15 protein-coding genes and 1 pseudogene are annotated in these 15,369 nt (G+C 69.3%); 9 read left to right on the top strand and 7 right to left on the bottom strand.

The genetic code is table 11. The annotated features are described in order from the left end of the window. Nucleotides 1-43 precede the first annotated feature (43 nt). Genes G6N60_RS26040 through G6N60_RS26030 form a run of 3 tightly spaced genes read left to right on the top strand, consistent with a single transcriptional unit; the run spans nt 44 to nt 3,064 of the window. Complete coding sequence (locus tag G6N60_RS26040) at nt 44-1,279, top strand: MMP alpha-(1->4)-mannosyltransferase (protein WP_163742814.1); 1,236 nt, start codon at nt 44-46, stop codon at nt 1,277-1,279. After that, the gene (locus G6N60_RS26035; RefSeq protein WP_163742812.1) at nt 1,273-1,989 is read left to right on the top strand and encodes a class I SAM-dependent methyltransferase; all 717 of its coding nucleotides are present in this window, start codon (nt 1,273-1,275) and stop codon (nt 1,987-1,989) included. The genes G6N60_RS26040 and G6N60_RS26035 overlap by 7 nt, the downstream gene beginning before the upstream one ends. 4 nt (nt 1,990-1,993) lie before the next feature. Further along, nucleotides 1,994-3,064, top strand: coding sequence for an MMP endo-(1,4)-3-O-methyl-alpha-D-mannosidase (locus G6N60_RS26030; RefSeq protein WP_163742810.1), 1,071 nt, complete (start codon nt 1,994-1,996; stop codon nt 3,062-3,064). Nucleotides 3,065-3,082: 18 nt separating this feature from the next. Here the strand turns inward: G6N60_RS26030 and G6N60_RS26025 are convergent, their stop codons facing one another. Beyond that, on the bottom strand, nt 3,083-4,078 hold the full coding sequence (locus G6N60_RS26025) for a GGDEF domain-containing protein (protein ID WP_163742808.1): 996 nt from the start codon (nt 4,076-4,078) through the stop codon (nt 3,083-3,085). Nucleotides 4,079-4,283: 205 nt separating this feature from the next. Between G6N60_RS26025 and G6N60_RS26020 the strand changes: the two genes are divergently transcribed. Then, nucleotides 4,284-5,048: a DUF2127 domain-containing protein gene (locus G6N60_RS26020; protein ID WP_163742806.1), complete on the top strand. Its 765-nt coding sequence runs from the start codon at nt 4,284-4,286 to the stop codon at nt 5,046-5,048. Here G6N60_RS26020 and G6N60_RS26015 read toward each other — a convergent pair. Further along, a complete protein-coding gene (locus G6N60_RS26015) occupies nt 5,045-5,719 on the bottom strand; it encodes a class I SAM-dependent methyltransferase (protein ID WP_163742804.1) in 675 nt (224 codons plus the stop codon). The genes G6N60_RS26020 and G6N60_RS26015 overlap by 4 nt on opposite strands. Nucleotides 5,720-5,772: 53 nt before the next feature. On the opposite strand from G6N60_RS26015, the gene G6N60_RS26010 reads away from it, so the two are divergent. After that, nucleotides 5,773-6,342 (top strand): TetR/AcrR family transcriptional regulator, encoded by a 570-nt coding sequence (locus tag G6N60_RS26010; RefSeq protein WP_163742802.1) that lies wholly within the window; start codon nt 5,773-5,775, stop codon nt 6,340-6,342. Here G6N60_RS26010 and G6N60_RS26005 read toward each other — a convergent pair. Beyond that, a complete protein-coding gene (locus tag G6N60_RS26005) occupies nt 6,339-6,944 on the bottom strand; it encodes a TetR/AcrR family transcriptional regulator (RefSeq protein ID WP_163742800.1) in 606 nt (201 codons plus the stop codon). The two genes, G6N60_RS26010 and G6N60_RS26005, sit on opposite strands and share 4 nt — an antisense overlap. Nucleotides 6,945-7,044: 100 nt before the next feature. Between G6N60_RS26005 and G6N60_RS26000 the strand changes: the two genes are divergently transcribed. Further along, on the top strand, nt 7,045-8,406 hold the full coding sequence (locus tag G6N60_RS26000; RefSeq protein WP_372510959.1) for a cytochrome P450: 1,362 nt from the start codon (nt 7,045-7,047) through the stop codon (nt 8,404-8,406). Between the two features lie 13 nt (nt 8,407-8,419). Here the strand turns inward: G6N60_RS26000 and G6N60_RS25995 are convergent, their stop codons facing one another. Then, the gene (locus G6N60_RS25995; RefSeq protein ID WP_170312579.1) at nt 8,420-9,460 is read right to left on the bottom strand and encodes a bifunctional methionine sulfoxide reductase B/A protein; all 1,041 of its coding nucleotides are present in this window, start codon (nt 9,458-9,460) and stop codon (nt 8,420-8,422) included. Between the two features lie 69 nt (nt 9,461-9,529). Between G6N60_RS25995 and G6N60_RS25990 the strand changes: the two genes are divergently transcribed. Further along, entirely contained in the window at nt 9,530-10,036 is a 507-nt protein-coding gene (locus G6N60_RS25990; protein ID WP_163742797.1) for a nuclear transport factor 2 family protein, read from the top strand. Next, nucleotides 10,033-11,052, top strand: a complete 1,020-nt coding sequence (locus G6N60_RS25985) for an NAD-dependent epimerase/dehydratase family protein (protein WP_163742796.1) — start codon at nt 10,033-10,035, stop codon at nt 11,050-11,052. The genes G6N60_RS25990 and G6N60_RS25985 overlap by 4 nt, the downstream gene beginning before the upstream one ends. Nucleotides 11,053-11,081: 29 nt before the next feature. Here the strand turns inward: G6N60_RS25985 and G6N60_RS25980 are convergent. From G6N60_RS25980 to G6N60_RS25970, 3 genes and pseudogenes are all read right to left on the bottom strand, one after another. Beyond that, nucleotides 11,082-11,549: pseudogene (locus G6N60_RS25980) on the bottom strand (DUF4262 domain-containing protein). 235 nt (nt 11,550-11,784) lie between these two features. After that, nucleotides 11,785-14,340 carry a DEAD/DEAH box helicase gene (locus G6N60_RS25975; protein ID WP_163742795.1) on the bottom strand — a complete coding sequence of 852 codons (2,556 nt, stop codon included), beginning with the start codon at nt 14,338-14,340 and terminating at the stop codon, nt 11,785-11,787. A gap of 66 nt (nt 14,341-14,406) precedes the next feature. Then, nucleotides 14,407-14,865: an SRPBCC family protein gene (locus G6N60_RS25970; RefSeq protein WP_163742794.1), complete on the bottom strand. Its 459-nt coding sequence runs from the start codon at nt 14,863-14,865 to the stop codon at nt 14,407-14,409. A gap of 99 nt (nt 14,866-14,964) precedes the next feature. Between G6N60_RS25970 and G6N60_RS25965 the strand changes: the two genes are divergently transcribed. After that, a complete protein-coding gene (locus tag G6N60_RS25965) occupies nt 14,965-15,336 on the top strand; it encodes a DUF427 domain-containing protein (RefSeq protein ID WP_163742793.1) in 372 nt (123 codons plus the stop codon). The last annotated feature ends 33 nt before the right edge of the window (nt 15,337-15,369 follow it).

Genomic DNA, 15,369 nt, shown 5'->3' with positions numbered 1-15,369 from the left:
CATGTCCAGAGCGCAGATTCCGACTCTGGCCGTGGTGAAGTAGATGCGAATTGCCCTGCTGTCTTACCGAAGCAAGACGCATTGTGGTGGGCAGGGCGTCTACGTCCGCCACCTGAGTCGCGGTCTCGTCGAACTTGGCCACGACGTCGAGGTGTTCTCCGGTCAGCCGTATCCCGAGGGGCTCGACCCGCGGGTACGACTGACGAAGGTGCCCAGCCTGGACCTCTACCGCGAGCCCGACCCGTTCCGGATTCCGCGGCCCAGCGAGATCCACGATCGGATCGACCTGTTGGAGCTCGCGACGACGTGGACCGCCGGGTTCCCCGAGCCCAAGACGTTCTGTCTGCGGGTGGCCCGCATCCTCGCCACGCGGCGCGACGAGTTCGACGTCGTGCACGACAACCAGAGCCTCGGCGACGGTCTGCTGGCGATCGCGGATTTGGGCCTGCCGGTGGTGGCGACGGTCCACCATCCGATCACCCGCGATCGCGTGGTCGACGTCGCCGCCGCCAAGTGGTGGCGAAAGCCGTTGGTGCGCAGGTGGTATGGCTTCGCCGAGATGCAGAAGCAGGTGGCCCGCCGGATTCCGGAACTGTTGACCGTCTCGTCCTCCTCGGCCGTGGACATCGCCGACGACTTCGCGGTCGCGCCGGGACAGCTGCACGTCGTGCCGCTCGGGGTGAACACGGATCTGTTCCGGCCCAGCGACGTTCGCGTGCGCAACCGCATCATCGCGATCGCCAGCGCCGACGTGCCGCTCAAGGGTGTCAGCCACCTGCTGCACGCGGTGGCCCGGTTGCGCGTCGAGCGCGATCTCGACGTCCAGCTGGTGTCCAAGCTCGAACCCAACGGTCCCACCGAGAAGCTCATCGCCGAACTCGGCATCTCCGACATCGTGCACAGCTCGAGCGGTTTGAGCGACAGGGAGCTGGCCGACCTGCTGGCCTCCGCCGAGGTCGCGTGCATACCGTCGCTGTACGAGGGGTTCTCGCTGCCCGCGGTCGAGGCCATGGCCAGCGGGACGCCGATCGTGGCGAGCCGCGCCGGAGCGCTGCCCGAGGTGGTCGGTGACGACGACGTCTGCGCCCGCCTGGTGCGGCCCGGCGACGTCGACGACCTGACCAGGGTGCTCGGCGAGCTGCTCGACTCTCCGCTGGAGTTGCGCCGCCTCGGCGCCAACGGACGTCAGCGCGCGGTCGAGGTCTTCAGCTGGGAATCGGTTGCCGCACAAACGGTGTCGGTCTACGAACGCGCGATGAAACGAGTGGGGACATGCTGACCGTGGACTTCGACCGGCTCGGCGTGGTCGAGGGCAGCAGCGTGATCGACGTCGGCTGCGGTGCGGGCCGGCACTCGTTCGAGGCGTTCCGGCGCGGTGCCGACGTCGTGGCCTTCGATCAGGACGCGGCCGAGCTCAACAACGTCGACGCGATCCTGCAGGCCATGCAGGACCAGGGCGAGGCGCCCGCGTCGGCGAAGGCCGAGGCCGTCAAGGGCGACGCGCTCGACCTGCCCTACGGCGACGGCGCGTTCGACTTCGTCATCGCCTCGGAGATCCTCGAGCACGTCCCGCAGGACGACCGTGCCATCGCCGAGTTGGTCCGCGTGCTGAAACCCGGTGGGCGCCTTGCCGTCACGGTCCCGCGCTGGCTGCCGGAGAAGGTCTGCTGGCTGCTGTCGGACGAGTACCACGCCAACGAGGGCGGCCACATCCGGATCTATCACGCCGACCAGCTGCGCGACAAGATCACCGCGCGGGGACTGCGATTCGACCATCAGCACCACGCGCATGCGCTGCACGCGCCGTTCTGGTGGCTCAAGTGCGCGGTCGGCGTCGACAAGCCCGACCATCCCGCCGTGACCGCCTACCACCGAATGCTGGTGTGGGACATGATGTCCCGACCATGGTTGACGCGCCACGCGGAATCCGTGCTCAACCCGCTGATCGGCAAGAGCGTGGCGCTCTACTTCGAGAAGCCGGCGGCCTGAGGTCGTGCGGCGTCCCGAGATTCCCGGCGTACCCGGCGTTCTGACGCCCGAGCAGTGCCGTCAGACGGCGGAGTCCATCGCCGCGACACAGGAGTCGTCGGGTGCGCTGCCGTGGTTCCCCGGTGGTCACACCGACCCCTGGGACCACGTCGAGAACGCGATGGCCCTGACCGCCGCCGGACTGTGGGAACCGGCGCGCGCCGCGTTCGACTGGTGCGTCGATCAGCAGCGGGCCGACGGCTCGTGGCCCATCCAGCTGCGCAACGGCGTGCTCGAGGACGCCAACAGCGACAGCAACTTCTGCGCCTACGTGGCCACCGGGGTGTGGCACCACGTGTTGATCACCGAGGATCGCAGTTTCGCCGAGGCCATGTGGCCGGTCGTCAGCCGCGCCATCGACTTCGTCCTGACCATGCAGCTCGATGGCGGCCAGATCGCTTGGGCCAGAAGCGAAGCCGGCATTCTGCCCGAAGCGCTGCTGACCGGGTGCGCCAGCATCTACCACAGCATCAGGTGTGCCTTGGCGCTCGCGAACTACCTCGGCGAATCGCAGCCGGAGTGGGAGGTCGCCGTCGGTAGTCTCGGCCATGCGATCGCCGCGCACCCGGAGTCGTTCCTGCTCAAGGATTCTCACTCGATGGAGTGGTACTACCCGGTGCTCGGTGGCGCCGTACGGGGAGAGGCGGCCAGGGCGCGGATCGACGCGCGCTGGGACGAGTTCGTCGTTCCCGGTCTCGGCATCCGCTGCATCGACCACCGGCCGTGGGTGACGGGAGCCGAGACCTGCGAGCTGGTGCTGACGCTCGACGCGATGGGTGATTCGGTGCGCGCCCACGAGCAGTTCGCCGCGATGCACCACCTGAGGGAGACCGACGGCTCGTACTGGACGGGTCTGGTGTTCGCCGACGGCAAGCGGTGGCCGGTCGAGCGCACCACGTGGACGGGTGCGGCGATGATCCTGGCCGCGGACGCGCTGTCGTCGACGACGCGCGCCAGCGGCATCTTCCGCGGCGACGACCTGCCCCGCGGTCTCGAGGGCGAGTTCGACTGCGCGTGCGCCTCCAGCGGTCGCTGACCGTTCTCCCCGGGGTGTTCAGTCCAGCCGACTGAAGTGCTGAAACCTGTTGCCGCCGCTGCGCTTTGCGCGGTACATGGCCTTGTCGGCAGCGCCGACGAGATGGTCGAGCAGCGCCTGATGCTGGCGGGTCGGGGTGCCGTCGAGCGGGGCGCAGGCCGTGCCGACGCTGGCGGTGATGGACACCGGCAACTCGGCGATGGCCCGGCAGATCCCCTGCGCGAGGGGGGCCGCGTTCCCCTCGGGCGACGTGTCGGCGACGATGAACTCCTCGCCGCCACTGCGCGCGATGACGGCGGAGGCGGAGGTGCACGACCGCAGCGCGGCGGCCACCTCGACCAGCACGCGGTCGCCGGCCAGATGCCCGTGGCGGTCGTTGATGGCCTTGAAGTCGTCGAGGTCGATCACCGCGACGAGGAGGAAGGCCTCCGAGGTGGGACGGGCCGTCACCAGGGCGAGCGCCTCCAGCTGAAAGGCCCGCCTGTTGCAGAGATTGGTGAGCGGATCCAGGTCCGCCCGCACCAGGTCGTTGCCCAGCGCGCGGATCATCACCTGGATGGCCAGCGGCACCGCCATGTTGACCTGCAGCACCAGGAACAGGTCCACCCCGGCCAGCGCCAGGTGACCGTGTGCCGCGAGCCGGACCGCCGCGTCGAGCGCGACGCCCGCCGCCACGACGAAGTTGTACACCACGTACTTGGAGGTGTGGAAGAAGGCGATGTAGCCACCGCTGGTCGCGAAGGCGATGCAGCCCATCATGGCGGCCATCGGATCCGGGTGTGCCAGACAGGCGAGGGCAATGGACGTGTTGGTCGCCATGGCGAACGCCTGAGATTGGCGCGGAGTCGGCCACCGCGCGCTCCACAGCACGACGCCCGCCACGCCCCCGGCGAATGCCGTCCACGTCATCGCGACGGGCACCGCGCCGTGCGGGCCGTCGACACTCATCAGCAGCGCCACCAAACACAGTGCTAGCGACGCCGATATCCCTGCCATCATGATGCGGGTGGCCATGCCGAGGCCACGCGCGTGGAGGTATCCGCTGAGCCAGTCATAATGACTGGGCTGCAGCCACCACCGTCTGAATGGCGTAGGCAAATCGACTCCCGATGTCGTTGAGCAAATTATGCATGATCGTCAGTTCTTAGGGGTGCGGCGTTGCGGACCACCAGCGCGGACGGGGCTCGGTAGCGTCACTCGAAAAAGTGAGGAGCACACGATGGCCGAACGTCGGAACCGCAACCGGTGGGAGTTGTGGACGTGTGCGCGCCGCGGCCACGTGACCTACGCGCCCGACGACGAGCGGCTGGCGCAGCGGCTCAGCGGGACGACCGGCCTCGGCGAGGTCTGGCGCTGTCTGCGCTGCGGTGACTTCGTCGTGGGCAGCCCGCACGGCCGGGGGTCCGCCGACGACGCGCCCCTGGTCATCCGCGGCAAGGCCCTGCGGCAGGCCCTCATCGTGCGGGTGCTGGCAGTGGAACGCTGGATCCGGGCGCTGCTGATCGCGCTGGCCGCGTGGGCGGTGTGGAAGTTCCACGGTGCGCAGGGGTCGATCCAGGCGACGTTCGATCGCGACCTGCCGTTGCTGCGCAACGCGGGCATCAAGGTCGACCAGATGACGGCCATCCACGAGTTGGAGCGGGCGCTGGCCGCCAAGCCGTCGACCCTCACCCTGCTGACGCTGGCGTTGGTCGCCTACGCCGTGATCGAACTGATCGAGGGCATCGGTCTATGGCTGCTCAAGCGGTGGGGCGAGTACTTCGCCGTGATCGCGACGTCGGTGTTCCTGCCGCTGGAGGTGCACGACCTGCTCAAGGGCGTCACGCCCACGCGCGCACTGACGTTCGCGATCAACGTGGCCGCGGTGGTCTACCTACTGGTCTCCAAGCGACTGTTCGGCCTGCGCGGCGGCCGCGCGGCATACGATGCCGAGCGACGCGGGGAGCAACTCCTCGACGTCGAGAAGGCGGCCGCGGGGTCCTAGTCCAGCGCCTCGCCAGGGGTGCCGGACGTCCGCTCCAGGATGCGCATCGATCCCATCGCGGAGACCTCGCGGAACGCGCCGGTGTCCAGGGCCCGGCGGTAGACGCGGTAGGGCGCCTGGCCGCCGTCGTTCGGGTCGGGGAACACGTCGTGGATGACCAGCGCGCCGCCGACGCTCACCCACCGGGCCCACCCGTCGAAGTCCTGCTGGGCCGCGGCATCGGTGTGGCCGCCGTCGATGAACAGGAACCGCAGCGGCGTGCGCCACGACCGCGCGACCACCGACGACTTGCCCACCACGGCGACGACGTGATCGTCGAGGCCCGCGGCGTCGAGGGTGTGCCGCAGCGTCGGCAGCGTGTCGAAGAGTCCCGTCACGGCGTCGACCATCGAGGTGTCGTGGTACTCCCAGCCGGGTTGGTGTTCCTCGGACCCGTGGTGGTGGTCGATCGTGTAGAGCACGCCGCCGGTCTGCTGTGCCGCGGCGCCGAGCATGACCGTCGACTTGCCGCAGTACGTCCCGATCTCCACGCCGACGCCGTCGCGCAGGTACCCGACCGCGGCGTCGTAGAGCGCGCGTCCCTCGTCGGCGGGCATGAACCCGGTGACCTGCTCGGCGAGCGCGAAGAGTCGCGCGGCGGGCGGCGGCAGGGCAGTGTCGGGAGCGGTCATGACGGTCAACTTACCGTTGCTGGTCACGGGCGGTTGTAGTAGCGTCCGGACATGTGTCCGATCCGGCTCTGGAGTCGACTCGGCGCCGTCTGACCGCCAAGCAGGCCGACACCGTCGACCGCCTCGGCCGAGCCGCGGTCGACCTGCTCAACCGGGAGGGCTTCGCCGGGCTGACCGTGCGCCGCGTCGCCGCCGAGGCGGGGGTCGGAGCGGCCACCGCGTACACCTACTTCTCGTCGAAGGAACACCTCGTCGCCGAGGTCTTCTGGCGTCGGCTCGCGGGTGCGCCGCCGGTGCCGCACGCGTCGGAGGACCGCGCGGCGCGCGTGATCGACGTCCTCCAGCACGTCTCGCTGCTCGTCGCCGACGAACCGGAGTTCGCGGGTGCGGTGACCAGCGCGCTGCTCGGCAAGGACCCGGACGTCGAGGTGCTGCGTCAGCGCATCGGTACCGACATCAGGGCCCGTCTGTCGGCGGCGTTGGGCCCCGAGGTCGACGACGACGTCCTCGACGCCCTGGAGATGCTGTACTCCGGTGCCCTGGTCCGCGCCGGCATGGGATACGCGACCTACCCGGAGATCGCGCGGCGGCTGGAGACGTCGGCGCGCCTCATCCTCGGCTAATCGGCCGGCAGGCCCAGGATTGCGCGCGCCGCGGTGACGGCCGGCGCGACGATGCCGCGGACGTCCTCGCCCTCCTCGACGAGCAGGGCGGTCAGCTCGCGCAGGCCGCCCAGCAGAATGAGCGCCAGCGGCCGTGAGATCGGTGCGAGCCCGGCCCGCGCGAACCCCGGGCTGGTGCTGATCGCGACTAGCATGTCCGTGAGTTGTTGCATCGCAAGACGATTCAGCGGGCGGGCCAGGTCGCCGAGGGCGGGTGCCTCGCGGATCCAGCTCAGCGTGATGGCGGGCCGCGATTCGATGTGCGCGACGTAGGCGCCGACCGCGGCGTCGATCTGGTCCGGTGGCGTGCTGTCGGGCGCCACCGCGGCGGTGATGCGGGCGACCAGGTCCTCGTTGTTGGCCCGCAGGAGTTCGACGAAGGCCTCCTCCTTGCTGGCGAACTCGTCGTAGAAGGTCCGCTTGGAGGTCTTGGCGTGGCGCACGACGTCGGCGACCGTGCTCGCCCGGTAGCCGCGCTCGGTGATGGAGTCGGCCAGGCCGTCGAGCAGTCGGCGCCGGAACGCGGGCGTCGCATCCTGCATGGCGGCAGCCGCGGTGCTCATCCGACGTCGCCTCCCACTCTTGCGCAGCTCTGGTACCAAGCGGTACCGTACTACTTCACGACCTGGTACGACGTAGTACCGAGACAGTCTGGAGCGTGCAGTGTCCGAAACCACCCTCACCGCCGGCCCGTCCGCCGGTTCCTCGGGCGGGTCGCGCCCGGTTCGCCTGCCGCCCAAGGCGCGATTGCCCGAGTTCGTCGTCGCGGCATGCTTCGTCCTGTCGCGACGCCGGACGGTGGACTGGATGACGCGCCGTCACGGGGAGGTCTTCTCGCTCAAGGTCCCGGTGTTCGGGGCCGCGGTGACCGTCGCCGACCCGCAGATCGCCAAACAGCTGTTCTCCGCCAACGTCGACGACGTCGGCAACATCCAGCCCAACCTGAGCCGTCTGCTCGGCTCCGGTTCGGTGTTCGCCCTCGACGGCGCCGAGCACAAGCAGCGGCGCAAGTTGCTGACGCCGCCGTTCCACGGCAAGAGCATCAAGAACTACGAGGCGATCTTCGAGGAGGAGACGCTGCGGGAGGCGGCGTCGTGGCCGCAGGGCCGGGAGTTCGCCTCGCTCGAGCCGATGATGCGGATCACCCTCAACGTCATCCTGCGCGCGGTCTTCGGCGCCGACGGCGAGCAGCTCGACGAGTTGCGCCGCATCATCCCGCCGTGGGTGACCCTGGGTTCCAAGCTCGCCGTGCTGCCGTCACCGTCGCGCACCTACGGCCGCTTCAGCCCGTGGGGCAGGCTGGCGCAGTACCGGCGCCAGTACGACGCCGCCGTGGACCGGCTGATCGACACCGTGCGCGCCGACCCGAACTTCGAGACCCGCGACGACGTCCTGACCCTGCTCCTGCGCAGCAGCTACGAGGACGGCTCGGCGATGTCGCGCCGGGACATCGCCGACGAGTTGCTCACCCTGCTCGCCGCGGGGCACGAGACCACCGCCGCCACGCTCGCCTGGACGCTGGAGCGCGTCACGCGTCACCCCGAAGTGCTGCACCGGCTCGTCGAGGAGGCCGCGACCGACGACAACGAGTACCGGCAGGCGACCATCCTCGAGGTGCAGCGGTCGCGCACCGTCATCGACTTCGCGGGCCGGCACGTCTACGCGCCGACGTTCGAACTCGGCGAGTGGGTGATTCCGCGGGGCTACTCGATCTTCGTCGCGATCGACCACATCCACGCTCGGGCCGAGGACTTCCGCGACCCGCTGCGCTTCGACCCCGACCGCTACGTCGGCCAGCGCCCACCGACGTTCGCGTTCATCCCGTTCGGCGGCGGGGTGCGACGCTGCGTCGGCGCGGCGTTCGCCAACGTCGAGATGGACGTCGTGCTGCGAACGGTGTTGCGCCACTTCGTGATCGACACCACCACCGCGCCCGACGAAAAGGTGCACTCGCGCGGCGTGGCCTACACGCCGAAGGCCGGCGGGCGCGTGGTGCTGCGCCGCCGGCCAACGCCGCTCGCGTGAGGCGCCCGCCGGACTACTGCGACGCGGTCTCGCGCTTCGGCAGCTTCCAGCCCGCCCGCGGGAAGTGGCACGTGTACCCGTTCGGGTAGCGCTCCAGGTAGTCCTGGTGCTCGGGCTCGGCCTCCCAGAACTCCGCGGCCGGGGTGACCTCGGTGACGACCTTGCCCGGCCACAGACCGGAGGCCTCCACGTCGGCGATCGTGTCCAGCGCGACCGCCTTCTGCTCGTCGTCGAGGTAGAAGATCGCCGACCGGTAGCTGCTGCCGACGTCGTTGCCCTGCCGGTCCTTCGTCGTCGGATCGTGGATCTGGAAGAAGAACTCCAGCAGCGCGCGGTAGTCGGTACGAGCGGGGTCGTAGACGATCTCGATGGCCTCGGCGTGCCCCGGGTGCTTGCGGTAGGTCGGATGGTCGTTCTGCCCGCCGGTGTAGCCGACGCGCGTCGACACCACGCCGGGCTGCTTGCGGATCAGATCCTGCATGCCCCAGAAGCATCCGCCTGCGAGTATCGCGGTCTTGGTCGTCATTCCCGTGCCTCCTGTGTGTCCCCGGTCAGCGGTCTCCCGCCCACCGGCTTGGTCTGCGAAGAGCGTCCGGTATTCGCCGTAGCCCTCGGCCTCGAGGTCGTCGAGGTGGATGAATCTCAGCGAAGCCGAGTTGATGCAGTAGCGCAACCCTCCGGCCTCGCGGGGCCCGTCCTTGAAGACGTGCCCGAGGTGACTGTCGCCGTGCGTCGACCGCACCTCGGTGCGCAGCATCAGATGGCTGAAGTCGCGCTTCTCGACGACGTGATTCGAGCCGTCCGGGGTCTGGATGGGCTTGGTGAAGCTCGGCCATCCCGATCCGCTCTCGAACTTGTCGGTCGAGGCGAACAACGGCTCACCCGACACCACGTCGACGTAGATACCCGGTTCGTGGTTGTCCCAGTACTCACCGGTGAAGGGGCGCTCGGTGCCGTTCTTCTGCGTCACCTGGTACTGCTCGGGAGACAGGGCGTGCACCGCCGCGGGGTTCTTGTCGTATTGCTTGGCCACTGGTCCTCCTAGTGTTGGCATTCGTACAACCCCTCGCACCGCCGGGAAGTTCCTCGACAAACCCCGGTAGAACGTGTTCTAGTTCTGGACGTGACGGTGAGTGCGTACAGCCGCGACGAGCTGATCGCGGCCTTCGCCGGGTTCGAGGCGACGGTCGATCGTGCGGCCCGGACCCGCGACTGGGATCCATGGGTCGACCAGTACAGCGACGACGTCACCTACGTCGAGCACGCGGCGGGCACGATGCACGGCCGCGAACAGGTGCGGTCCTGGATCTGGAAGACCATGGAGACGTTCCCCGGTAGCTACATGACGTCGTTCCCGTCGCTGTGGACCGTCGTCGACGACGCCCGCGGCCGCGTCATCTGCGAGCTGGACAATCCGATGCGCGACCCCGGCGACGGCACCATCATCAGCGCCACGAACATCTCGATCGTCACCTACGCCGGTGACGGTAAGTGGTGTCGGCAGGAGGACGTCTATAACCCCCTTCGCTTCGTCGCCGCGACGGTGAAGTGGTGCCGGAAGGCCGAAGCGCTCGGCACACTGCCCGACGAGGCGGCGGCGTGGCTACGCCAGTACGGGGGCGACCGGTGACGGCACTCGTCATCGGGGCCAACGGCTACCTCGGCTCGCACGTCACCCGTCGGCTGGTGGCCGACGGACAGGACGTTCGCGTCATGGTGCGCGCCGGCGCCAACACGATCGGCATCGACGACCTGTCCGTCACCCGCTTCGTCGGCGACATCTGGGATGACGCGGTCCTTCGCGAGGCCATGACCGGCTGCCAGGTCGTCTACTACTGCGTCGTCGACACCAGGGGTTGGCTGCGAGACCCCGCCCCGCTCTTCCGCACCAACGTGGAGGGCACCCGAAACGTGCTCGAGGTCGCCTGTCACGACGACGTGGCGGCCGGTCTCGAGCGCTTCATCTTCACCAGCAGCTACGCGACGGTGGGACGTAGGCGGGGCCATGTCGCCACCGAGGCCGACCGCATCGTCGACCGCGGGCTGACGCCGTACGTGCGGTCGCGGGTGCAGGCCGAGGACCTCGTCATGCAGTACGTCCGCGACCGCGGGCTGCCCGCCATCGCGATGTGCGTGTCGACGACCTACGGCGCCGGCGACTGGGGTCGCACGCCGCACGGCGCGATCATCGCCGGTGCGGCCTTCGGCAAGCTGCCGTTCGTGATGAGCGGCATCGAACTGGAGGCCGTCGGGATCGACGACGCCGCCGCGGCGCTGGTCCTGGCCGCCCAGCATGGCCGCGTCGGCGAGCGGTACCTCGTCTCGGAGAAGATGATCAGCAATGCCGACGTGGTCCGCATCGCCGCCGAAGCCGCGGGTGTTCCCGCGCCGACCCGGTCGATTCCGCTGGCCATGTCGTGGGTGCTGGCCGTGCTCGGCAGCGCCAAGGCACGGCTGACGAAGACCGACGAGCGCCTGTCGCTGGACTCGTTGCGGCTGATGCGCGCCGAGGCGCCGGTGGACTGCACCAAGGCCAAGCGCGAATTGGGTTGGCAGCCAAGGCCGGTCGAGGAATCGATCCGCGAGGCCGCGAGATTCTGGGTGGGGCTCCGGGATACCAAGCGCGGGAGCAGCCAGACCGGCTGACCGCGCAGCCGCTCCGATGCCCGGCCTCGTCACGGCTGCCCGGCCCGGATGCCCAGGACGGGTTGGATCCGGCACCCGTCGTCGAAGTTCGGCGCCCACGGCCATCTGCCGCGGTCGTCGGCCCACACCAGTTGCAGCGCGGTGATGTCGCCGCCCTCGATCGCCGTGGCCATGCCCATGTGCGCGTCGGGTCGGCCGACCTCGGTCAGCTCGACACGCGTACCCGCGGGCAATGAGACCCGTTAACCTGCAACGGGACTGGGTCCGCGCAGCGTGCGCTTGGCGAAGGTGTCCAGTAGCCACTGCGCCTGCCGGGGTTCCAGACCGGTGACGAGCAACTCGGGCAGGCTCCGCGCGTGCAGTCCGATCGTGTACGCGAAGGAGTGCCTGCCGCCCTCGACGTATTGCACGACCCATCCTCGCCGCCGGATCTTCGCGCGAAGGAGGTCGAGATAGTCCCCGAGCGTCCTATCGGGGTGATCGCACAACCAGCACATGTCCTGCCCGCCTTTCCGTAAATGACTGGCCTGAGTCTCGGTCTCACCTCCGACGCCGACGGGCCCGACGACGGCGCGACACGGAATCCATCCACAGGCGGTCGTTCATCCACAGGTGCTGCCGCCGGCGGGCCGATCGGACGGCACGGCGGTGGTCGTCGGCGGTAACTTCGCCGCCGTGTTCAGTCGTCTTCTGAAGTCACTGGCGGATCGTCTCCGTCGGCGAGATCAGCGCTCAGCCAAGCAGTCCCGCGTCGACGAGGCGGATGACCGGGACGCCCTCGTCGTCGGAGCGCGCGAGATCGACCTCGACGTCGAGACCCCAGTCGTGATCACCCGCGGGGTCGTCGAGGATCTGCCTGATCCGCCAGACGTCCGGATGCCGATCGATGATCAGCAGCGCGGGACCTCGGGCGTCGGCGCCGGTACCGACCTCGTCGTGCTCGGTGAAGTACTCCTCCCCGACGTCCTGCCACCGCTCGGAGGTCCACCCGGAGGCGCCGTCGAGTTGGCCGAGGTCGTACCAGCGGCGCCGGGCGAACAGCTCGACCCGCCGGAAGAGCGCATTGCGCACCATGGCGGTGAACGCGCGCTGGTTGCCGGTCAGCGGCCGTGGCCGGGCGGGCACCGCGACGGGCGCGTCCAGCGGCTGGTCGGGGCTGGTCAGCTGCTCCCACTCGTCGAGCAGGCTGGAGTCCACCTGACGGACCAGCTCGCCGAGCCATTCGACGACGTCGGTGACCTCCTCGGTCCTGGCGCCCGCGGGCACACCGGACCGCAATGCCTTGAACGCGTCGGACAGGTAGCGCAGCACCGCACCCTCCGACCGGGTCAACCCGTAGACGCTGACGAACTCACGAAAGGTGAACGCGCGCTCCCACATCTCGCGCACGATGGACTTGGGGGACAGATGCCCGTCGGCGGCCCACGGGTTGCTCTGCAGGTACACGTCGAAGGCCTGGCCGAGCACGTCCTCGAGCGGCTTGGGGTACGTGACGTCGTCGAGCAGCGCCATGCGCTCGTCGTATTCGATCCCCTCGGCCTTCATGGCCGCCACGGCCTCGCCCCTGGCCTTGTCCAACTGTGCAGCCAGAATCTGCCGGGGATCCTCCAGAGTCGCCTCGATCACCGAAACGACGTCCAGCGCATGGGTTTCCGAGCCGGGGTCCAGTACGTCGATCGCCGCGAGCGCGAACGTCGACAGCGGTTGGTTGAGAGCGAAGTCCGGCGGCAGGTCGACCGTGAGTCGATAGCGCCGCCCATCGGGCTCGGGGTGGTCGAGCCGCTGCAGCACGCCGGCCTGCAGCAGCGAGCGGGCGATCCCGACCGCCTCGCGGATCAAGCGCAGCTGGCGTGCGCGCGGTTCGTGGTTGTCGGTCAGCAGCCGGCGCATGGCGAGGAACGGGTCACCGGGTCGGGCCACGACGTCCAGGATCATTCCCGTCGAGATGCGCATGTGGCTGACCAGGGGTTCGGGGGTGGCCGCGACGAGGCGGGTCATGGTCGACTCGCTCCACGGCACCATGCCCTCGGGTACCTTGCGGCGCACCAGCTTTCGACGCTTCTTCGGATCGTCGGCAACCTTGGCGAACTGCTTGAGGTTCTCCACCTCGTGCTCGGGCGCCTGCACGACGACGGTGCCCGCCGTGTCGTAACCCGCTCGGCCCGCCCGGCCGGCGATCTGATGGAACTCACGGGCGTTGAGCAGCCGCGTGCGGGTGCCGTCGTACTTCGACAGCGCGGAGAACAGCACGGTCCTGATCGGCACGTTGATGCCCACACCCAGGGTGTCGGTGCCGCAGATGACCTTGAGCAGCCCGGCCTGGGCCAACTGTTCGACGAGGCGTCGGTACTTGGGCAGCATGCCGGCGTGGTGCACGCCGATGCCGTGGCGGACCAGGCGCGACAGCGTCGCACCGAAGGCGGACGAGAAGCGAAAGGCGCCAATGAGATCGGCGATGGCCGCCTTCTCCTCCCTGGTGCTCACGTTGACGCTCATCAACGCCTGGGCCCGCTCCAGCGCCGAGGCCTGGGTGAAGTGCACGACGTAGATCGGCGCCTGCGACGAGTCGAGCAGGTCCTGGATCGTCTCGTGCATCGGCGTCGTCGCGTAATAGTGGTGCAGCGGAACGGGCCGTTCGGCGCTCGCGACCAGGGCCGTGGGTCGGCCGGTTCGCCGGGTCAGGTCCGCCCGCAGGAAGGTGACGTCGCCGAGCGTGGCGGACATCAGCAGGAATTGGGCGCGCGGCAGTTCGAGGAGCGGCACCTGCCAGGCCCAGCCGCGGTCGGGGTCGCCGTAGAAGTGGAACTCGTCCATGACCACCAGCTCGACGGGCGCGTCGGCGCCCTCCCGCAGGGCGATGTTGGCCAGCACCTCGGCGGTGCACGCGATGATCGGCGCTCCTGCGTTGACCGACGCGTCGCCGGTCAGCATCCCGACGTTGGCCGCACCGAACACGTCGCAGAGCGCGAAGAACTTCTCGCTCACCAAGGCCTTGATGGGCGCGGTGTAGTAGCTGCGGCGGCCATCATCGGAGGCCCGCGCCAGCGCGGCGTACAGCGCACCCGTCGCCACCAGCGACTTGCCGGAACCGGTCGGCGTCGCCAGGATGACGTTCGCGCCGCTGACCAGTTCGATCAGCGCCTCCTCCTGTGCCGGGTACAGCACGGTGCCGTTGGCCTCGGCCCAGGCGGCGAAGGAGGTGAACAGCTCGTCGGCGTCGTCCCCGATCGCGCGCACCTGCGACAGGTCGTGGGGATCGAGGAGTGGGTGCGCGGGCGGGCTGGACATCGTGGGTACCAGCGTGCCCGACGGTCCGCGCCGTACCGGGGTCGACCCGGCCCGAGCGCGGGTCGGTCAGCCCTCGGCCCTGGCCTTGAGCCGCTGCAGCGTCAGCTCGATGTGCTTGGCGTTGGCGCCCGTCCGGTCGCTGACCCCGGTCGCGATGCCCGCCGGCTTGCGGAACCATCCCGGTCGGCGGTCCCAGGTCTGCTCGGTGACCCGGCAGCCGCCGTCGACGGGCGTGATGTCGTAGCGCCAGTGGGCGACCGGGACGACCGTGTGGGTGACGTCGAAGGCGAAGACCCGCCCGGGTTCGGCGTCGGTGACCGTGCATCTAGTGGTCCACGTCTTGCGGCCGTTGGCGTTGCGGCCCTTGAACACCGCGCCGGGCCGGGCGGCGTCACCCTTCGTCCACTCCATGGCGTCGGTCTCCTCGGCGAGCGTGGCCATCGTCGTGAGGTCGGTGATGAGTGCGTACACGTCGGCACAGTCGGCGGCGATGGTGACGGAAGCCTGTGCCGAGGGGGCGCTCATGGCGTGATCGTAGCTACCGCCAACCGCCGATCCGGGCGCTTGCCGGGAAATGTTCTCGGCCCGGGTAAGGACGGGCCCGCCGCGCGCGTTGACTCCCACATGTCCGAACGCACCGTTCTTCAGCCCACTGCCGAGCACCCCATCACCGTCACGCCGACGGGCCGACACGTCGTCGTCCGCGTCGGCGGCCAGGTCGTCGCCGAGACCGACCACGCCCTGACACTGCAGGAGTCGACCTACCCGGCCGTGCAGTACGTCCCGCTCACCGACGTGGTGTCCTCCGCGTTGGTCAGCAGCGACACCACCACGTACTGCCCGTACAAGGGCGAGGCGAGTTACTACGGCGTCACCGCGGCGGGTCAGACCGTCGACGACGTCATCTGGACCTACGAGCAGCCGTATCCCGCGGTCGCGGAGATCGCAGGTCACGTCGCGTTCTATGCGGACAAGGCGGACGTCGCGGTCGGTTAGCCTGGGCCGGTGTCACGGTCTGCCAGCGTCACC

The sequence above is a fragment of the Mycolicibacterium madagascariense genome (genome assembly GCF_010729665.1).
In the GTDB taxonomy this organism is placed as follows: Bacteria; Actinomycetota; Actinomycetes; order Mycobacteriales; family Mycobacteriaceae; genus Mycobacterium; species Mycobacterium madagascariense.
This window is presented reverse-complemented; position numbering and strand designations above follow the sequence as displayed.